Annotated in this window: 25 protein-coding genes; 20 read left to right on the top strand and 5 right to left on the bottom strand. The window is 66.0% G+C overall.

The genetic code is table 11. The features are described 5' to 3' along the window. Positions 1–15: 15 nt before the first annotated feature. From QZY67_RS01645 to QZY67_RS01550, 20 genes are all read left to right on the top strand, one after another. Positions 16–1,185, top strand: a complete 1,170-nt coding sequence (locus QZY67_RS01645) for a serine/threonine protein phosphatase (RefSeq protein ID WP_295368238.1) — start codon at positions 16–18, stop codon at positions 1,183–1,185. A gap of 25 nt (positions 1,186–1,210) precedes the next feature. Beyond that, positions 1,211–2,152, top strand: coding sequence for a hypothetical protein (locus QZY67_RS01640; RefSeq protein WP_295368237.1), 942 nt, complete (start codon positions 1,211–1,213; stop codon positions 2,150–2,152). 29 nt (positions 2,153–2,181) lie between these two features. Beyond that, the gene (locus QZY67_RS01635; protein WP_295368236.1) at positions 2,182–2,520 is read left to right on the top strand and encodes a hypothetical protein; all 339 of its coding nucleotides are present in this window, start codon (positions 2,182–2,184) and stop codon (positions 2,518–2,520) included. Between the two features lie 63 nt (positions 2,521–2,583). Further along, positions 2,584–3,615, top strand: a complete 1,032-nt coding sequence (locus tag QZY67_RS01630) for a phage major capsid protein (protein ID WP_294535366.1) — start codon at positions 2,584–2,586, stop codon at positions 3,613–3,615. Positions 3,616–3,680: 65 nt separating this feature from the next. After that, positions 3,681–4,046, top strand: a complete 366-nt coding sequence (locus QZY67_RS01625; protein ID WP_295368235.1) for a hypothetical protein — start codon at positions 3,681–3,683, stop codon at positions 4,044–4,046. After that, positions 4,043–4,402, top strand: a complete 360-nt coding sequence (locus QZY67_RS01620; protein ID WP_295368234.1) for a hypothetical protein — start codon at positions 4,043–4,045, stop codon at positions 4,400–4,402. The genes QZY67_RS01625 and QZY67_RS01620 overlap by 4 nt, the downstream gene beginning before the upstream one ends. Next, the gene (locus tag QZY67_RS01615) at positions 4,386–4,886 is read left to right on the top strand and encodes a hypothetical protein (RefSeq protein WP_294535374.1); all 501 of its coding nucleotides are present in this window, start codon (positions 4,386–4,388) and stop codon (positions 4,884–4,886) included. Before QZY67_RS01620 ends, QZY67_RS01615 begins: the two co-directional genes overlap by 17 nt. Beyond that, positions 4,883–5,902, top strand: coding sequence for a phage tail sheath C-terminal domain-containing protein (locus tag QZY67_RS01610; RefSeq protein ID WP_295368233.1), 1,020 nt, complete (start codon positions 4,883–4,885; stop codon positions 5,900–5,902). The genes QZY67_RS01615 and QZY67_RS01610 overlap by 4 nt, the downstream gene beginning before the upstream one ends. Positions 5,903–5,918: 16 nt before the next feature. After that, positions 5,919–6,308, top strand: coding sequence for a hypothetical protein (locus tag QZY67_RS01605; RefSeq protein WP_294535381.1), 390 nt, complete (start codon positions 5,919–5,921; stop codon positions 6,306–6,308). 3 nt (positions 6,309–6,311) lie between these two features. Beyond that, the gene (locus QZY67_RS01600) at positions 6,312–6,743 is read left to right on the top strand and encodes a hypothetical protein (protein ID WP_295368232.1); all 432 of its coding nucleotides are present in this window, start codon (positions 6,312–6,314) and stop codon (positions 6,741–6,743) included. Further along, positions 6,740–6,949, top strand: a complete 210-nt coding sequence (locus QZY67_RS01595) for a molybdopterin oxidoreductase (protein WP_294535387.1) — start codon at positions 6,740–6,742, stop codon at positions 6,947–6,949. Before QZY67_RS01600 ends, QZY67_RS01595 begins: the two co-directional genes overlap by 4 nt. Then, positions 6,946–7,455: a hypothetical protein gene (locus QZY67_RS01590; protein WP_295368231.1), complete on the top strand. Its 510-nt coding sequence runs from the start codon at positions 6,946–6,948 to the stop codon at positions 7,453–7,455. Before QZY67_RS01595 ends, QZY67_RS01590 begins: the two co-directional genes overlap by 4 nt. 11 nt (positions 7,456–7,466) lie before the next feature. Next, positions 7,467–8,045 (top strand): LysM peptidoglycan-binding domain-containing protein, encoded by a 579-nt coding sequence (locus QZY67_RS01585; protein WP_295368230.1) that lies wholly within the window; start codon positions 7,467–7,469, stop codon positions 8,043–8,045. After that, positions 8,042–8,992 (top strand): hypothetical protein, encoded by a 951-nt coding sequence (locus tag QZY67_RS01580; protein ID WP_295368229.1) that lies wholly within the window; start codon positions 8,042–8,044, stop codon positions 8,990–8,992. The genes QZY67_RS01585 and QZY67_RS01580 overlap by 4 nt, the downstream gene beginning before the upstream one ends. 15 nt (positions 8,993–9,007) lie before the next feature. Then, positions 9,008–9,382, top strand: a complete 375-nt coding sequence (locus tag QZY67_RS01575; protein WP_295368228.1) for a hypothetical protein — start codon at positions 9,008–9,010, stop codon at positions 9,380–9,382. After that, entirely contained in the window at positions 9,379–9,732 is a 354-nt protein-coding gene (locus QZY67_RS01570; protein WP_295368227.1) for a hypothetical protein, read from the top strand. Before QZY67_RS01575 ends, QZY67_RS01570 begins: the two co-directional genes overlap by 4 nt. A gap of 7 nt (positions 9,733–9,739) precedes the next feature. After that, complete coding sequence (locus tag QZY67_RS01565; RefSeq protein ID WP_295368226.1) at positions 9,740–10,798, top strand: baseplate J/gp47 family protein; 1,059 nt, start codon at positions 9,740–9,742, stop codon at positions 10,796–10,798. Continuing rightward, on the top strand, positions 10,795–11,361 hold the full coding sequence (locus QZY67_RS01560) for a DUF2313 domain-containing protein (RefSeq protein ID WP_295368225.1): 567 nt from the start codon (positions 10,795–10,797) through the stop codon (positions 11,359–11,361). Before QZY67_RS01565 ends, QZY67_RS01560 begins: the two co-directional genes overlap by 4 nt. Positions 11,362–11,379: 18 nt before the next feature. Next, positions 11,380–11,838 (top strand): carbohydrate-binding protein, encoded by a 459-nt coding sequence (locus tag QZY67_RS01555; RefSeq protein WP_295368224.1) that lies wholly within the window; start codon positions 11,380–11,382, stop codon positions 11,836–11,838. Then, the gene (locus tag QZY67_RS01550) at positions 11,835–12,281 is read left to right on the top strand and encodes a phage holin family protein (RefSeq protein ID WP_295368223.1); all 447 of its coding nucleotides are present in this window, start codon (positions 11,835–11,837) and stop codon (positions 12,279–12,281) included. The genes QZY67_RS01555 and QZY67_RS01550 overlap by 4 nt, the downstream gene beginning before the upstream one ends. 43 nt (positions 12,282–12,324) lie before the next feature. Here QZY67_RS01550 and QZY67_RS01545 read toward each other — a convergent pair whose 3' ends face one another. The 5 genes from QZY67_RS01545 to thrS all read right to left on the bottom strand — a co-directional run bounded on the left by QZY67_RS01545 (position 12,325) and on the right by thrS (position 16,650). Then, the gene (locus QZY67_RS01545; protein WP_295368222.1) at positions 12,325–12,822 is read right to left on the bottom strand and encodes an S-layer homology domain-containing protein; all 498 of its coding nucleotides are present in this window, start codon (positions 12,820–12,822) and stop codon (positions 12,325–12,327) included. Between the two features lie 41 nt (positions 12,823–12,863). Beyond that, complete coding sequence (locus QZY67_RS01540) at positions 12,864–13,580, bottom strand: hypothetical protein (protein WP_295368221.1); 717 nt, start codon at positions 13,578–13,580, stop codon at positions 12,864–12,866. Beyond that, positions 13,577–14,374 carry a permease prefix domain 1-containing protein gene (locus tag QZY67_RS01535; RefSeq protein ID WP_295368220.1) on the bottom strand — a complete coding sequence of 266 codons (798 nt, stop codon included), beginning with the start codon at positions 14,372–14,374 and terminating at the stop codon, positions 13,577–13,579. The genes QZY67_RS01540 and QZY67_RS01535 overlap by 4 nt, the downstream gene beginning before the upstream one ends. Positions 14,375–14,404: 30 nt before the next feature. Further along, positions 14,405–14,749 (bottom strand): PadR family transcriptional regulator, encoded by a 345-nt coding sequence (locus QZY67_RS01530; protein ID WP_295368219.1) that lies wholly within the window; start codon positions 14,747–14,749, stop codon positions 14,405–14,407. Between the two features lie 140 nt (positions 14,750–14,889). Next, complete coding sequence (gene thrS / locus QZY67_RS01525; protein WP_295368218.1) at positions 14,890–16,650, bottom strand: threonine--tRNA ligase; 1,761 nt, start codon at positions 16,648–16,650, stop codon at positions 14,890–14,892. Between the last annotated feature and the right edge of the window lie 370 nt (positions 16,651–17,020).

Genomic DNA, 17,020 nt, shown 5'->3' with positions numbered 1-17,020 from the left:
GACGGGAGGGCTCGAATGGGATTCTGGGAGAAGAAAAAGAGAGAGACGCCCGCAGGGGCAGCCGTCCAGCTGCGGGACGGCGGACGGCACCCCTTCGGCGTGCTGGATGGGTATGTGCCCCTGAAAAACGGGGAGATTGCACTGTACCGCAGCATCCGGGAGGCGGTGCCCATTGTGGACGCCGCCATCCTGAAGCTGATCCGCCTGGCAGGAGGACCGGTGGTACAGTGCGGCGATCGGCGGGGCCAGGGGGAGCTGGAGCGGTTCCTGCGGACCGTCAGCACCGGACGGGGCCAGCGGGGGATTCAGTCCTTCCTGGACTGCTACCTGGACTCCATGCTCACCTGCGGGCGAGCGGTGGGGGAGATCGTCCTCAACGGCAGGCGGGACGGCATCGCCGCCGTGCTGTGCGGCAATGTGGCCGACGTGGAGATCAGAGAGGGGGAGACACCCCTGGACATCACCCTGTGTGCCAGGGGGAGAGACGGCGTTCTGGAGGACCTGCCCTGCCAGGAGCTGCTCCTCTTCACCCCCTTCCAGCCGGAGACCGACAGCCCCTACGGCGTGTCCCTGCTGCGGTCCATGCCCTTCCTCACCGAAATCCTGCTGAAAATCTACCAGGCCGAGGGCATGAACTGGGAGCGGATGGGCAACGTCCGCTTCGCCGTGGTCTACAAGCCCGGCGAGGACGCCATGGACCGGGCTTACGCCGCGGAGCGCAGCCAGCAGATCGCCCGGGAGTGGTCCGCCGCCATGCAGGCGGGGAAAAACGGCAGCGTGCGGGACTTTGTGGCCGTGGGAGACGTGGACATCAAGGTCATCGGCGCGGACAACCAGATTCTGGACAGCCAGGTGCCCGTGCGGCAGATCCTGGAGCAGCTTGTGGCCAGGACCGGTATCCCGCCCTTCCTGCTGGGCCTGTCCTGGTCCTCCACCGAGCGGATGAGCGCCCAGCAGGCCGACATGATGACCAGCGAGCTCACGGCCATCCGGCGGGGGCTGGAGCCGGTGGTGGAGCGGATCTGCGAGCTGTGGCTGGAGCTGAAGGGCTACGGCGGCGGGGTAAATGTGGACTGGGAGGACATCAACCTCCAGGACCTGGTGGAGGAGTCCAGGGCAGAGCTCTACCGGGAACAGGCCAGGAAAATCCGCCTGGAGCTGGATGGAGCGGAACAGAGGCAGTGAGCCGAAGGAGAACAGGGGGTAGAAGATGGACATTGTAAAGCAGACGGACATGGGGCAGCCCCTCACCGTGGAGGAGCGGGACCTGGCCCTCATCAACCGCTGGAGCCGGAAGGCCCTGACGGCGGAGGAGGTATACGCCTTTGCCGTGCGGCTGTGCGACAACGAGATCGACCGGGACGGGGAGCGGTTCCCCGAGGGAACCCTGGAGGAGCTGGCAGAGCGCTTTGAGGGAAAGAGCGGCATCTTTGACCACCAGTGGAGCGCCAAGGGACAGGCGGCCCGGATTTACCGCACCGAGGTGGTGCGGGAGGAAAACGTGCTCACCAGGGCCGGGGACCGGTATTGCTACCTGAAGGGATACGCCTACATGGTGCGCACGGAGGAGAACAAGGGGCTTATCGCCGAGATCGAGGGCGGCATCAAGCGGGAGGTGTCCGTGGGGTGCGCCGTGGAGCGGGCGGTGTGCTCCATCTGCGGAGAGGACATCCGGGACAGGAAGAAATGCACCCACACCAAGGGCCAGGTGTACGGCGGACGGCTGTGCTGGGCCGACCTGGCCGGCGCCACCGATGCCTATGAGTGGTCCTTTGTGGCCGTGCCCGCCCAGCCCAGAGCCGGGGTCATCAAGCGAATGGGCGGCGGACAGGAGAACGACCTGATGGAATATCTGAAGGACCAGCCTGTGCTGCTGAGCAGAGCGAAACAGCTGGAGGAGGAGGCCGCCCTGGGGCGGAAGTACCTGGAGCGGCTGCGGGGCGAGGTGCTGCGGCTGGGCGGCATCTGTGAAAAGGGCGTGGAGGAGCATATCCGCAAAAGCATCGCGGACAAGCTCACCGGCGAGGAGCTGGAGGCTCTGCGGGACAGCTACCAGAAACGGCTGGAGGACCGGTTCCCCCTCACGGTACAGCTGCCCCGGCACACAGAACAGGCCGAGATGGACCAGAGAGACGGCGCTTTCCTCATCTGAGGCGCGGATAAAAGAAAGGAGAATGGAGTATGGCAAAGGTTTCGTTTGAAGGCATCGGCGAGATGGTGGCCACGTTCCTGGCGGAGGATGGCCTCACGGGCGGCCCCGTCAAGATGACCGGCGACGGCAAGGTGGGCCCCTGCGGCGATGGGGAGGCCTTCTGCGGCGTGGCACTGGAGGTAAACGACGGGCTGGCCCTGGTACAGCTCAGGGGCTTTGTCAAGGTCACCTGCGGCGACGCCGTGGCCGTAGGCTACACCAAGCTGTCCGCCAACGCTGGCGGCGGCGTCAAGACCAATGCGTCCGGTACCGCCTACCTGGTGGTGGAGGCAGGCAGCACCAAAAAGCAGGCCACCATCCTGCTCTAATCACAGGGCGGAGAGAAAACTGGAGTGCCGGCGCGCCGCGCCGGAGGAAGGAGAGCAGAAAACATGGGATACGCTTATGACAATGTGAGACTGGAAAAGGGCATGTACCGGCAGGCGGGCCAGTCCTTCACCCAGGTGCTGGAGCGGGAGGACCCCGACCAGCAGTACAAGGGCACCCCTCTGGAGGGCCTGGACGCCTACCAGCGGCAGCTCAAGCGCTTTGACATCAAGGTGAAGGGCGCGGGCAGCGATGTGGTGGAGAAGTTCTTCCGCACCTCCGACTCCGCCGTGCTCTTCCCCGAGTACATCGCCCGGGCCGTGCGCCAGGGCATGGAGGAGGCCAACCTGCTGCCCTCCATCGTGGCCACCACCACCCGCATCGAGGGCATGGACTACCGATCCGTGGCCTCCGTGCCCGGCAAGGAGGAGAAGGAGCTGCGCAGCGTGGAGGAGGGCGCCGCCATCCCCCAGACCGAGGTCAAGACCCAGGAGAACCTGGTGAAGCTCCACAAGCGGGGCCGGATGCTGGTGGCCAGCTACGAGGCCATCCGGTGGCAGAAGCTGGACCTCTTCTCCGTCACCCTGCGCCAGATCGGCGCCCACATCAACCGGATGCTGCTGGAGGACGCCATCGACGTGCTCGTCAACGGCGACGGCAACGATAACGCCGCCAAGCAGTACAAGGTGGGCACCTCCCCCATCGGCGGGAGTTCCGGCACCCTCACCTACGACGACCTGGTGGATTTCTGGGCCCAGTTCGACCCCTACGAGATGAACACCATGCTGGTGTCCGGGGACGTGATGCTCAAGATGCTCAAGCTCAGCGAGTTCCAGAACCCCCTCACCGGCCTCAACTTCCAGGGCACCGGCAAGATGACCACCCCCCTGGGCGCCAACCTGCTGCGTACCTCCGCCATGAGTGAGGGCACCATGATCGGCCTGGACAGGAACTACGCCCTGGAGATGGTACAGGCCGGCGACGTGACCGTGGAGTACGACAAGCTCATCGACCGGCAGCTGGAGCGGGCCGCCATCACCAGCACCTGCGGCTTCGCCAAGCTCTACCAGGATGCCAGCCGGGTACTGAAGGTGTAAGACAACACAGAGAGGGTGGGCTGTACTCCGGCCCGCCCCATTCAAAAGAGACGGGAGGGAACGGTATGGCGGAAGAGACGGCGGAGCTGGCCCGGCAGCTGGGGCAGGTGCCCGAGAACCGGATGGAGGAGCTGCAGGCTCTGTGCGATCTGGCCGAGAAGGAGCTGGAGGGCAGGTTGAAGGCCGGCATCACCAAGGCCGATTGCGGCGCGGCCTTCACCATGGGGGCCGCCTGGCTGGGCCTGGCCGGGCTGTGCGCCGCAGGGGCCGCCGATGAGGTGGAGTCCTTTACCGCAGGCAGCCTGACCATCCACCACCGGGACGGCGGAGGGGCCGGGGACAGAAGCCTGAGCCTGCGGCGGCAGGCGGAGCAGGTGATGCGGCCCTACCTGAGGGACGAGGGCTTCTGCTTCCTGGGGGTGCCGGGGTGAGCGGGACCTTTGAGACGCTGCTGGACAAATACGGACAGAGCGTGACCCTATGCAGGCGGGAAGGGGAGAAGGAGACCATCCGGGCCTTCCTCCAGCCTGTGACCGAGCGGCGGGAGACCTGGCGGCAGACGGAACCCTCCCCCATGGGGGCAGTGCGGAAGGACCGCTTTCTCTGTCTGGCCGGGGCGGACACGCCTTTGGAGAACATGGAGGAGGGACACCTGGAATGGCGGGGCCTGCGGCTGAGGGTGGCGGCGGCACAGCCCATCTGCATCGGCGACACGGTCAGCCACTGGTGGGCCATCCTGACGGTGAAGGACCCGGGAGAGGGGGAGACGGATGGCGGGACTGGATGAGATTCGGGAGCGCATGGCCGCGTTCCTGACGGAGCAGGGCCTGGATGCCGTGACGGCCTGGCCGGAGCGGCGGCGGACGCGGAGAGAGGGGGCGGCCGCCGCCGTCTCCCTCCGCAGCTGCGAGGGCGGCCCGGCGGGCTTTCAGGACTATCTGGGCGAGCGGTACAATCAGGAGACCGGACGGTGGGAGGAGCTCTACGGCAGACGGGTAAAGATTACCTTCGGGCTGGACCTGTATGCCGCCCGGAGCAGCGGCGGTGCGGCGGCTGTCGACAGGGCGCTGGACACCCTGTCCGCCGCCCTCAGCGGCCCGGGGCCCGACGGGCTGAGTATCCTGGAATTTTCCGCGGGAGAGACACAGTTCCAGGAGGACAGCCAGCTTTACCACTGCCCGGTGGAGGCGGTGTGCCAGGCGAGGCTGTACGCCGTGGCCGATGAGGGCGGCGCCTTCCTGGACTTTGAAATCAGAGGGGAGAGAGTATGAGCGTGACAAGACATGAACGGCCGGGGGTCTACTCCAGCTATGACGCCTCCGCAGTGGTGGCAGCCTCCGGCGGCAGCAAGACGGTGGGCATCGCGGCGGTGAGCGAGGGCGGCGAGACGGGTACCCTGTACAAGCTGACAAGGCTGGAGGAGGCCGAGACCGCCTTCGGAGCCGGGGACGCCTTGACGGAGCTGGTGAAGCTCCTCTTTCTCAACGGCGCGGGGGCGGTATACGCCGTGCCCGTGGCGGAGGAGGACTACGAGGATGCCTTCGCCCTGCTCTCCGGAGAGGAGAACGTGGCCATCACGGTCTGCGACAGCGAGACGCTGACGGTACAGCAGGCCCTGCGGGACAGCGTGAAGGCCGCGTCTGAGGCCCGGCGGGAGCGCATCGCTGTGGTGCCGGGCGGGACCGGCGAGAGCCCCGGCCAGCTGGCAGAGCGGGCAGGCAGTCTCAACTGCGAGCGGGTGGTGCTCACCGCCCCCGGCGGGGCCAGGGCCGCCGCCGCCGTGGCGGGAGCCATCGCCGGGGAGCGCGACCCCGCCGTCCCCCTGGGCGGCGCGGAGCTGAAGGGGTTGGCCGACTTGAGCGCCCGGTACGACGACAACGAGATTGACACCCTGGTGCGGGGCGGCGTCACCCCCCTGGAGAACCTGGCCGGGGTGGTGAGCGTGGTGCGGGGCGTCACCAGCCGGACCAAAACCGGCGAGACCCCCGACAGCACCTGGCGGGAGCTGTCCACCATTCTCATCGTCGACGAGGTGATCCCCGGGCTGCGCAGCAGCCTGCGGTCCAAGTTCCACAGAGCCAAAAACACCGAGCAGAGCAGGGGCGCTGTGCGGGCGCAGGTGGTGGTGGAGCTGGAAAACCGGGTGAGCCGGGAGATCATCGACGCATATGAGAACGTGGCCGTGTCCGCACTGGAGGAGGACCCCACCGTATGCCTTGTGGAGTTCTCCTTCGCAGTGGTCCACGGCATGAACCAGATCTGGCTCACCGCGCACATCACCGTGTAAAGGGGAGGGGACACACATGAATCTGTCGGGATTTCCCACAAGCAGCGACATATACCTGGAGGTGGACGGCAAAAAGGTGGCGGTGGTCCAGAGCTACTCCGCCAGGACCAGCAAGACCAGCCAGACCGTGGAGGCCTTCGGCGAGGACGAGCCGGTGGCCACCATCCCCGGCCAGCGGACCCATGTGCTGGAGCTGACAAGGCTCTACGCCACCGACGAGGCCATCCGGGACGGCATCAACTTCCACGACCTGGAGGATTTCAACCTGGTCATCTGCAAGCCTGACCGGAAGATTATCTACTCCGGCTGCCAGTGGAGCGCCATCGGCGAGACCGGTGCCCTGGGGGCCATGGTGGTGGAGAAAATCACCATTGTGGCGGCCAAGCGGATTGAAATGAAGGTGTAAGGCGTGGAGGAGAACTGGACGGTGCTGCTGGGCGGCAGGCGGCGGATAAAGGCGGGAAAGGGCATGGAGCTGCGGCTCCTCTCCGCCCTGGAGCTGCTGGAGGCCGGCCGGGAGGCGGAGCAGCTGGCCCACAGGGAGGAGGAGAAGGCCCTGTGCGCCAACGCCTGCCTGCTCGCCAGGGCATTGGAGCGGGGCGGAAAGCCGGTGTTTACAGACGGGGAGGCGGCGCTCAAGGGGCTCTCCGCCGGGGAGATTGGAACCCTGGCCAGGCTGTGGAGCGGCCTGAACCGGGCGGAAAATCCCGGGCCGGAGGACGGAGAGGAGCGGGTGGACGCCCTAAAAAAAGCCTGGAGCACACGCCTGAGGCGCGCCTTCGCTGGCGTGTGCTCAAAGCATTCGGGGCCCTCCCCACGGAGGCGCGGGCAAGGGAGATGACCGGCCGGGACTACCTCTGGTGCGCCCTCAACCTGCTGCTGGACCAGGAGGAGGAGCTGGCGGCCCTGTGTCCCACCTGCCGGGCGGAGGCCCAGGAGGGCCGCTGCCCGGTGTGCGGAGGGCCGGCAGCCCCGGCAAACGCCGGGGAAAACCAGGCCTTTGACCTGGAGCGGTATGAGCGGCTGAAACGGGGGGAGCGGATATGACGGACTACATCGCCCTGGCCCTGGCGGACCAGGAGGAGCGGGAAAATAGCGAGACGGCGGAGCTCCTGCTGGAGCAGCACCGTGCCGCCGGCGTGAGGCGGGGAAAAGCGCGGGAGCAGGGGATGGAAGCACCCGCGTCCGCGGCAGCAGGCGGTGGGGCGGCCTGGGGCGGCAGCGGCCCGGCAGCCGGGGCGAGGGCCGAAGGGGAGACAGACGGGAGAGACACGCGGAATCAGAACGGCGGACTGGCGGAGCTGACAGACGGCCAGATCAGGGGCTGGCCGGAGGGGCCGGGCGCTGTATTTTTGGGCAGACGCTCGGCCGGAGAAGGGCTCTACAGGCGGCTGAGACAGGCACAGACGGCGGCGGAATACCGGCCCAGCCGGACAGGCGCGGTCTTTCTCCCGGCGGAGGAGCAGAGTGGTGCTATCCGGGGGCTGGCGGAGATGGACCGGGCCTTTCAGCGGGATGCCCGCCGGTATGACGGCGGATTTGAACTTTACTGAGGGGGATGGACATGGGCAAACTGGCGGCAATGCGGTACAAGAACTATGTGTGGCCCCACAATCCCAGGGTCTACACCATTGAATACAGACGGGAAGTTGTGGCCCGGAAGGTGCCCTTCGGCCGGTATTGCCTCCAGGACCTGGGGCCCACCCGGCGGGTTATGAAGGGCGAGGGGGAGTTTGTGGGCCAAGGGGCCTACGACGAGTTTAAAAAGCTGGCGTCCGTCTTTTACGGCGAGGGCCCCGGGCTGCTGATCCACCCGGTATGGCAGTCGGCCAAGGCCTACTTCGCCGCGCTCTCTCTGAAGCAGGAGCCCAGGGCCGACTACGTCAGCTACGCTTTTGAGTTCTGGGAGTGCTACGACGGCTATCAGGAGGGATTGAAAGAGATTGCGGGTGAGACAGGCGGCACCGGGAGCACCGGCAGCAGCGCGGAGAGCGGAACGGCCTATCACACGGTGATTGTGGGGGAGACTCTGTGGAGCATCTCCCTGCTTTACGGAACCACGGTGGAGGCTCTGGTGAAGCTCAATCCCCAAATCAAAAACCCCAACTTCATCTATCCCGGAGAGCGGGTGCGGGTGAAGTGACGGGAAGGCTGATTGGATACGACGGGAGGGAATACGCCCTCCCCGCGCTGCTGGAGTGGACGCTGAACTACGGCACCGGCACCCCCTGCGACAGCTTTGAGGTGCGCTGCCCCTGGGGGAGCGGGCTGGACGGGGCGCTGTCCGACGCGGTGGAGTTTGTGGCCGTTGAGAACGGCGAGACCGTGTTCCGCGGGGTGGTGGACGAGTACGAGTGGAGCTGCGGCAGCGGCGGGAGCACCCTGCTTATCTCAGGACGGGGCATGGCCGCGCGGCTGCTGGACAATGAGGCAGAGCCCGCCGACTACCAGACCGCCACCCTGGGGGACATCCTGCGGGACCACGTGACCCCCTACGGCATTCAGACGGCGGAGGGGGCCAGCCTGCCGGCGGTGCCCGGCTTCTCGGTGGAGAGCGGCAGCAGCGAGTGGCAGGTGCTCTACAATTTCGCGCGGTACTACGGCGGCGTGGAGCCCCGGTTCGACCGGCTGGGCATCCTCCACCTCACCCCATGGGCGGACGGAACGCGGCTGGTCCTGGACAACAGCGCCGCCGTGGAGGAGATACGGTGGACGGAGAGGCGCTACGGCGTGCTCTCCGAGGTGCTGGTACGGGACAGAACCACCCAGAGCGTACAGCGGGTGGTCAATCAGTCCGTCCTGGACCGGGGCGGCATGTGCCGGCGGGTGCTCACCATGCCCGGCAGGAGCAGCTACCAGGCCATGCGGTACAGCGGACGGTTCCAGCTGGAGCAGTCCGCCGCGCAGCGGCTGCGGCTGGAGCTGACACTGGCAGGCCGGGCAGAGGCCTGGCCCGGGGATTTGGCGGAACTGAATCTGGAGCGGTACGGCCTGTCCGGCGTGTGGCGGGTGCTGTCCACCGGGCACAGCGGAGGCGGACAGGGACTCCGCACCACCCTGGAGCTGGGCGAGCGGGAGATTGCGGTTTGAGAGAGGAGGAGGCCCGTGTGGCTTTCTGAGCGGAAAAAAGGCAGAGGGTACGGAGCGGCCATGGTGGGACAGGCCACCCTGAGCGGCGACCCGGCGGGCGCCTACCTGGACGCGGAGCGGCGGGCGCTGGCCGTCTTTGCCCCCGGGGGCTACGTCTGGCGGCCCGCCGTGGGGGAAGAGGTGCTGGTGCTCAAGCAGGAGGGGGAACACGCCTGTGTGGTGGGCGCGCGCTGCGGCGGAGAGCTGAACCCCGGCGAGGTGCTTATCCGCGCCGGGCAGGGGAACGCGGCCATCAAGCTGGGAAACGACGGCACGGTGAGCCTGGTGGGCCAGGTGCTCGTCAACGGCGTGCCCCTGGAGGACATGCTGAACAGAGGCGGGGGAGCATGACGGAACTGATGATACGGGACGGGGACTATGTGCCCGACGGAAAGGGCGGCCTGGCCCGGGCGGAGGGGAACGACGCCGTTTTGCAGCGGGTGCTGTGGAAGCTCACTCTGCGGCGGGGCAGCTTCCCCTTTCTGCCCGACCTGGGCAGCAGGCTTTACCTCCTGACGAGGGAAAAGCCGGGAAACCGGCTGGCCATGGCCAGACAGTACGTCCAGGAGGCCCTGGAGGGGGAGGACGGCCTGGAGGTCACCGGCGTGGAACTGACAGAGGAGAACGGGATCGGCGTGCTGAAGGTGGAGCTGACCTATGAGGGCGCCGCCATGACGGCGGGCGTGGCCCTGGAGGAGTGACAGCAAGATGAAAACAGTGGATGAGATATACGGCGAGCTGGCGGCCGCCTTCACCGGGGCCACAGGCCAGACGGCGGGACAGGACGGAGATATGGCGGTGCGGCTCTACGCGGTGGCCGCCCAGGTCTACGCCCTGTATGTCCAGGCCGACTGGACGGCGCGGCAGTGCTTTCCCCAGACGGCGGCAGGGGAGTACCTGGACCAGCACGCCTTCCTGCGGGGCCTGAAGCGGAAGGAGGCGGCCCGGTCGGTGGGCGCTATCCGCTTCCACGTGGACCAGGCGGGAGGCACCGACCTGAGCATTCCGGCGGGCACGGTGTGCATGACGGCGGGGCTGGTACGCTTTGAGACCACCCAGACGGCCGTACTCCAGGCGGGGAGTCTGTACGCTGACGCCCTGGCCAGGGCGGTGGAGCCCGGCGCGGCGGGCAACGCGGCGGCGGGGACCATCCTGACCATGGCGGTGGCGCCGGTGGGGGTGAGCCGCTGCTCCAACCCGGAGGGCTTTACCGGCGGCACCGACCGGGAGGACGACGAGGCCCTGAGAGCACGGGTGCTGGAGACCTTCCGGCGCCTGCCCAACGGGGCCAACGCCGCCTTCTATGAGCAGGGGGCCCTGTCCTTCCCGGAGGTGGCCGCCGCGGCGGTGCTGCCCAGAAACCGGGGGATAGGCACAGTGGACGTGGTGGTGTCCACGGCGGCGGGCAGCCCGGATGAGGAACTGCTGGAGAAGCTGACCGACTACTTCCAGGAGCGGCGGGAGATCGCCGTGGATGTGCAGGTGCTCGCACCCAGGGAGAAAACCGTGGACGTGTCGGTGTCAGTGGCGGCAAAAGAGGGCAGCGACGCCGCCGGCGTGCGGACAGCGGTGGAGCAGGCCCTGCGGAGCTGGTTCAACGGCGGACTCCTGGGACAGGACGTGCTGAGGGCCAGGCTGGGGGCGGTGATCTTCGGCGTGGAGGGCGTGGCAAACTACGACCTGACCGCGCCGGCGGCGGACGTGGCCGTGGAGCAGGATGAGCTGCCCAAGCTGGGCAGCCTGAACGTGACGGAGATGAAGGCATGAGCTGCGGGGCGTATTTAAAGGAGCTGCTGCGGCCCCTGGGAGTCTACCGGCTGGAGGGCACCATCAACGGCGGCGAGCTGGAGGCCCAGGGGCAGGCGCTGGACGGCGTGGCGGGGACGCTGGACATCATCCAGCGGGAGATGCTCCTCACCACGGCGGAGGACGCAGGGCTGGAGGCCATCGAGCGCCTCCTCAGCCGCAGACCGGTGGCCGGGACGGCGGAGGGGCGGCGGGCCGCCCTGGCCGCCCTCCTCCGCATCGGCGGGGACAGCTTTACTCTGGCGGCCATCAACGACAACCTGGCCGGATGCGGCATCAACGCGGTGGCCAGTGAGACGGGGACGGCGGGCACGGTGGAGGTGCGCTTTCCCGATGTGCCCGGCATCCCCGACGGCTTTGAGGCGCTGCGGGCCATCATTGAGGACATTCTGCCCTGCCATCTGGCGGTGGAGTATGTGTACTGGTATGTCACCTGGGAGGAGCTGGAGGAGCGGTTCGTAACCTGGGGAGACCTGGAACAGCTGAATCTGACCTGGGATGAGGTAGAAAAACTGGTGACCTGAGTGGGAGAGGAGCAAAATATGAGACGGATTGAAGTGCGCCGGGGCGTGGTGCGCTATGAGAAGGAGCGGAGCGACCTGGTGCAGGAGGCGGTCGTCACACTGGCGCAGCGGGCCGCCATGGCGCTGGAGGACGATGAGGCGGCAAAGGTGGGGGCCCTGTTCCCCCAGTGGATGCCGGGGACGGCATACAAGACGGGGGAGCGCATTTCCGACGCGGAGGGCAACCTGTACCGGGTGGTGCAGGACCACACGGCTCAGGCCGACTGGCCCATGGACCGGACCCCGGCACTGTACACGCCCCTGGGCGTGACGGAGGAAAACCCGGAGGAAATTCCCGAGTGGAGGCAGCCTCTGGGGGCGGAGGATGCATACCATACCGGCGACCGGGTAAAGTACCAGGGGAAAACCTACGAGTGCACCGAGGACAACAATGTCTGGGCACCGGATGTACGGGGCTGGACTGAGGTGACGGAGTGAGCTGGGCAGAGATGAAGATTGGGATTCTGGCGGCAGTGGCTGCGGCGGGAAGCATTCTCACCGGCTGGCTGGGAGGCTGGGATATTGCACTCCAGACCCTGCTGGTGCTCATGGCGGTGGACTGCGTTTCCGGCGTGGTGGTGGCGGCAGTGTTCAAGCGTTCGGACAAGAGCGAGGGCGGGCGGCTGGACAGCGGCGCCGGATTCCGTGGCCTGTGCAAAAAGTGCGCGGAGCTGGTGCTGGTACTGCTGGCCGTCCGGCTGGACGCCTTCACCGGCGGCGCCCAGTACGCCAGGATGGCGGTGCTGATTTTCTTCATCGGAAATGAGGGGCTGTCTATCCTGGAGAACCTGGGCCTGATGGGGGTACCCTACCCCGCCTTTTTGAAAAACGCCCTGGAGGTACTGCTGGAAAAAGGAGACCAAGGGGAAGCAGAGCAGTAAAAAGGCCCCGGCCGTGGAATTACACGGCCGGGGCGTCGCTGTATCAGAAAAAGAAACGGGTGAAGATGCCGGTTGCCTCTTCGGCGGTCAGGGTGCCCTGGGGAGACATTAGGCCGCCCTCCGCCCAAGGAATCAGGCCGGTATCCGTGGCCCAGTAGAGTGAGTCGTCCGCCCAGGGGGAGATGCCGTCGAAGTCGTTGCACTCGGCCAAGCTGCCCATGGTGCGGGTTTCAAAACCCAAAAAGTTACCCACACGGCGGAGCACCACGGCTGCCTCCTCCCGAGTGATGGGCCGGTCCGGATCAAAGCGGCCCCAGCCCGTGCCCAGCACAAAGCCCATGTCCGCCGCCCAGCAGATGGCGGCGGTATCGGGGCGGTTGTGGGAGACATCGTAAAAGACGCCGGTATCCCCGTAGGGCACACCGCCAAAGGATTCCCAAAGGGCAACGGTAAATTCTCCCCGGGTCACGGGTTCGGAAGCGGCCCGGCAGGCGGGGCAGAGCAGGGCAAGGGAGAGCGCAAGGGCAAAGAGACGCTTCACGGTATCACCTCCTGGGGAGAAGATACCATAAAATGGATAAATTATCCGTCGTAAGAGCACCACTCACAGAGGAGATTACCCTGGGCGTCGTAGGCCCGGGCCAGGGTGGCAGTGGCGCCTTCGCCGGGATTCCAGACCTGCTGGCACAGCCAGAAGGGGCTGTCCGGCGAGAGACGGGTGCAGTCGGCGGCGCTGCCATGCTCCAGCAGCCAGTCCCGGGGAGAGAGACCGCCCGCGTCGATGGAATTGTACCAGCCCTGATAGAGCTCGATGCGGGACACGTCGGGCAGCGTGCACACGGCCAGCGAGACCCATTCCCAGTACCAGTCGCCGTCGTCGAAGGGATTTTCGGAAATACCTTCCTCCCACAGGTAGGCGCTGGCGTACTGGAGGGGGACGGCCTCCAGAGGAGAATCGTCTGAAGGGGTGAGGAGATGGACGCGAAAGTCGGGCTGGGACCAGAAGAGACCGGCCCTGGGATGGACGGTCACCGCCCAGCCGTCCCCCTGGCGGCTGACCAGCCAGCGGCTGCCCTCTCCGTTATCGTACGGAGAGGAGGTGATTTTCTGAAAATGGATTTCACCCTGGGCCTCCACCGGGCCGGGAGTGAGTCCGTGGGACAGCAGGGCGGCCCGATGAGCCAGACCGGGCGTGGGCATGGGAGAACCAACCGCCCACCAGAGGAATACCAGAGAAAACAGCAGAAACAGAATGCTGAGGATCAGACGGACCTTTCGGGAGGGAACAGGCAGCTTCACGGCTCGGTCACCTCCTGAGCGGTAAACTGGTAGACCAGCTGGTGGTCATCGCCAAACTCAATGATAAAAGTCTGGGGGAGAGAGACGGGCTGGGAGAAGTACACGGAGATGGTATAAAACTGGCGGAACAGACCCCGCTCCGAGCGGGCGGAGAGGCGGGGAAGGTCGGAGAGCGGTCCGCTGTCACAGCTGAGTGAGGCGGGGAGATACCCGGCATCCAGCGGAGGGAGCCAGAAGGCAGGGCACAGGGCGGAGACCACCAGGTCCAGGTAGTATTCCGGTTCCGCCAGGGGGAGGCCGTTGGCATCTGTGTCATACCGGTAGAGCTGGACGGCGCCGGTATCGGAGAAGAAGTATGGGCCGATTTGGCCGCCGCCCACGGCGGTTCCGGAGGCCAGAACCGTGCGGGGCGGATAAAGCCCGCTCTCATCGCCCAAAACCAGAGCCTGGGGATCGGCAAAGGGGGCCCAGGTCATGCCCGCCATAACCCCGTCCCGGGCGGCAAAGAATCCGGCGCACAGAATCAGAAGGGCAAGAATACAGAACACCCGGGTGAGGCGGGGATACCAGGGGGTGTGGAGCCTGTCCAGGTCGGCGCCCAGCCGGTCGGCGTCGCCCATGGCGGCGGCCGCCGCCTGGCGGGCCTGCCGGGCGTCCACGCCCCTGTCCTGGAGGGCCTGGGCGTGGTCCTCCATATGGCCCAGCAGCTCCTCATAAATTTGTTCCCGGGCCGGGCGGAAGCGGATGCGGCGGCACACCCGGTCGCAGTATTGACGGATAGGGTCCCAGGCCATGAGACGACCTCCCTTCGGATTCGGCCGGGGTCAGGCCATGGCCCCGGCGGCGCCGGTGACGATGGCGTTGACCTTCTCGGAAAAAACCTGCCACTCCGCCTTTTTCTCCTCCAGCAGCCGCAGGCCCTTTTTGGTGATGTGGTAGTACTTCCGCTTCCGGCCGGAGGGGGCCTCCTTCTCATAGGAGGTGACCGCCTTCTCGTTCTCCAGGCCGTGGAGAATGGGGTAGAGGGTGCCCTCCCTGAGGGTGAAGGTGCGGTCGCTGCGGGCCTCCAGCTGGGCAATCATCTCGTAGCCGTACATATCGCCGCCGGAGAGCAGGGAGAGAATGAGCAGGGTGGTGCTGCCGGAGAGCAGGTTTTTGTCAGGCTTCATGGAGGAGCCTCCTTTCTGTATTATAAAAGAATACCTCGATTATCTAGGTGTAGTATACCTAGATAATCGAGGTATGTCAAGGGTATAAAGGGTGGGCGCCGCAGAAATATTCTGCGGCGCCCGTTCTTTATCAGAGAACATCAGCGGATGATCTTCTGCTCCACTTCCTCCCGGAGGATGTTGATAAACTCGTCCAGCGGCATGGCGCCCTGGTCGCCGCCGGCCCGGTTGCGGACGGCAACGGTGGCGGCCTCGGCCTCCTTGTCGCCCAGGACCAGCATATAGGGCACCTTCTTCAGCTGGGCCTCGCGGATCTTCTTGCCGATCTTCTCGTTGCGGTGGTCCACCTCAACGCGGAAGCCGGCCTTCTCCAGCAGGGCCTTGACCTCATCGGCATACTGGGCGGTGCGGTCGGTGATGGGCAGGATGGACACCTGGACGGGGGAGAGCCAGGCAGGGAAGGCGCCGGCGAAGTGCTCGGTGATGACGCCGATGAACCGCTCGATGGAGCCCAGCACCACACGGTGGATCATGACGGGGCGGTGCTTCTCACCGTCGGCGCCGGTGTACTCCAGCTCAAACCGCTCGGGCAGCTGGCTGTCCAGCTGGATGGTGCCGCACTGCCAGGTGCGGCCCAGGGAGTCGGCCAGGTGGAAGTCCAGCTTGGGCCCGTAGAACGCGCCGTCGCCCTCGTTGATGACGAACTCCTTGCCCATATCGGTGATGGCGTTCTTCAGGATATCCTGGTTGCGCTCCCACTCCTCCACGGTGCCGATGTGGTCCTCGGGCATGGTGGACAGCTCAATGGTGTAGTTCAGGCCGAAGGTGGAGTAGACCTCGTCAAACAGGCGGACGGTCTCCTGGATGACGTCCTTCATCTGGTCCCGGGTCATAAAGACATGGGCGTCGTCCTGGGTGAAGCAGCGGACCCGGAACAGGCCGTGGAGGGCGCCGGACAGCTCATGCCGGTGGACCAGGCCCAGCTCGCCCACGCGGAGGGGCAGGTCGCGGTAGGAGTGGGGCTCGGTCTTGTACACCAGCATGCCGCCGGGGCAGTTCATGGGCTTGATGGCGAAGTCCTCGCCGTCAATGACGGTGGTGTACATGTTGTTCTTGTAGTGGTCCCAGTGGCCGGACCGCTCCCACAGCTGCCGGTTGAGCATCATGGGGGTGGAGATCTCCACATAGCCGTACTTCTTGTGGATCTGCCGCCAGTAGTCGATCAGGGTGTTGCGCAGCACCATGCCGTTGGGCAGGAAGAAGGGGAAGCCGGGGCCCTCGTCCATCAGGGTGAACAGGCCCAGCTCCTTGCCCAGCTTGCGGTGGTCCCGCTTCTTGGCCTCCTCAATGCGCTGCAGGTAGGCGTCCAGCTCCTCCTTCTTGGGGAAGGCGATGCCGTAGATGCGCTGGAGGGTCTCCCGGTTGGAGTCGCCCCGCCAGTAGGCGGCGTTGCAGGCGGTGAGCTTGATGGCGTTGCCCTTCACACGGCCGGTGGAGTCCAGGTGGGGGCCGGCGCACAGGTCGGTGAACTCGCCCTGCTTGTAAAAGGAGATGTGGGCGTCCTCGGGCAGGTCGTTGATGAGCTCCACCTTGAAGGGCTCGCCCTTCTCCTCCATGAACTTGATGGCCTCCTCCCGGGGCAGCTCAAACCGCTCCAGCTTCAGCTTCTCCTTGCAGATCTTCCGCATCTCAGCCTCGATCTGCTCCAGAATCTCGGGGGTGAAGGGGAAGGGAGAGTCCATGTCGTAGTAGAAGCCCTCTTCAATGGAGGGGCCGATGGCCAGCTTCACCTCGGGGTACAGGCGCTTCACAGCCTGAGCCAGAATGTGAGAGCAGGTGTGCCAGTAGGTCTTCCGGTATTCCGGGTTCTCAAAGGTATACTGATTGTTTTCCTCTGCCATGATAATTCCTCCTTGTAATTGGGGTAAGAACAAAAAAGTCTCACCCCTGAAGTGTTCCAGGGGTGAGACAAAAGCGTCCCACGGTTCCACCCTGCTTGCCAGAAGCGCAGAGCACCCGGGAGCAGGACAACAGCGACACACACGGACCGAAAAACAGGACGGGCAGAGCCCGGCGGCATTTTCGGCGGAGGGTGGAGCAGTTGGCCGTCGCGGAGGGTGCGGAGCGTGACATCCGGCCGCTCGTGACCTCTGTAACGGGAGGACCCGGCCCAGCCTAGCCCGGAGGGGTTCGGTGGGCGGCTCAGGGGTGGTATTGCTCTGCCCGCGTGCCGGAGACGCTTCCAGCCAACGGCGTCTCCTCTCTGTGGGG

Origin of the sequence: uncultured Pseudoflavonifractor sp., assembly GCA_904419835.1 — a bacterium.
Lineage (GTDB): Bacteria > Bacillota > Clostridia > Oscillospirales > Oscillospiraceae > Pseudoflavonifractor.
This window is presented reverse-complemented; position numbering and strand designations above follow the sequence as displayed.

What these genes read in the sequence shown, in the direction of transcription:
- QZY67_RS01555 (WP_295368224.1), top strand. Translation starts at nt 11,380, where the DNA reads ATGAGACGGATTGAAGTGCGCCGGGGCGTGGTGCGCTATGAGAAGGAG.
- QZY67_RS01570 (WP_295368227.1), top strand. Translation starts at nt 9,379, where the DNA reads ATGACGGAACTGATGATACGGGACGGGGACTATGTGCCCGACGGAAAG.
- QZY67_RS01565 (WP_295368226.1), top strand. Translation starts at nt 9,740, where the DNA reads ATGAAAACAGTGGATGAGATATACGGCGAGCTGGCGGCCGCCTTCACC.
- QZY67_RS01585 (WP_295368230.1), top strand. Translation starts at nt 7,467, where the DNA reads ATGGGCAAACTGGCGGCAATGCGGTACAAGAACTATGTGTGGCCCCAC.
- QZY67_RS01610 (WP_295368233.1), top strand. Translation starts at nt 4,883, where the DNA reads ATGAGCGTGACAAGACATGAACGGCCGGGGGTCTACTCCAGCTATGAC.
- QZY67_RS01630 (WP_294535366.1), top strand. Translation starts at nt 2,584, where the DNA reads ATGGGATACGCTTATGACAATGTGAGACTGGAAAAGGGCATGTACCGG.
- QZY67_RS01645 (WP_295368238.1), top strand. Translation starts at nt 16, where the DNA reads ATGGGATTCTGGGAGAAGAAAAAGAGAGAGACGCCCGCAGGGGCAGCC.
- QZY67_RS01635 (WP_295368236.1), top strand. Translation starts at nt 2,182, where the DNA reads ATGGCAAAGGTTTCGTTTGAAGGCATCGGCGAGATGGTGGCCACGTTC.
- QZY67_RS01560 (WP_295368225.1), top strand. Translation starts at nt 10,795, where the DNA reads ATGAGCTGCGGGGCGTATTTAAAGGAGCTGCTGCGGCCCCTGGGAGTC.
- QZY67_RS01605 (WP_294535381.1), top strand. Translation starts at nt 5,919, where the DNA reads ATGAATCTGTCGGGATTTCCCACAAGCAGCGACATATACCTGGAGGTG.
- QZY67_RS01640 (WP_295368237.1), top strand. Translation starts at nt 1,211, where the DNA reads ATGGACATTGTAAAGCAGACGGACATGGGGCAGCCCCTCACCGTGGAG.
- QZY67_RS01625 (WP_295368235.1), top strand. Translation starts at nt 3,681, where the DNA reads ATGGCGGAAGAGACGGCGGAGCTGGCCCGGCAGCTGGGGCAGGTGCCC.
- QZY67_RS01535 (WP_295368220.1), bottom strand. Translation starts at nt 14,374, where the DNA reads ATGGCCTGGGACCCTATCCGTCAATACTGCGACCGGGTGTGCCGCCGC.
- QZY67_RS01530 (WP_295368219.1), bottom strand. Translation starts at nt 14,749, where the DNA reads ATGAAGCCTGACAAAAACCTGCTCTCCGGCAGCACCACCCTGCTCATT.
- QZY67_RS01595 (WP_294535387.1), top strand. Translation starts at nt 6,740, where the DNA reads ATGACCGGCCGGGACTACCTCTGGTGCGCCCTCAACCTGCTGCTGGAC.
- QZY67_RS01590 (WP_295368231.1), top strand. Translation starts at nt 6,946, where the DNA reads ATGACGGACTACATCGCCCTGGCCCTGGCGGACCAGGAGGAGCGGGAA.
- QZY67_RS01615 (WP_294535374.1), top strand. Translation starts at nt 4,386, where the DNA reads ATGGCGGGACTGGATGAGATTCGGGAGCGCATGGCCGCGTTCCTGACG.
- thrS (WP_295368218.1), bottom strand. Translation starts at nt 16,650, where the DNA reads ATGGCAGAGGAAAACAATCAGTATACCTTTGAGAACCCGGAATACCGG.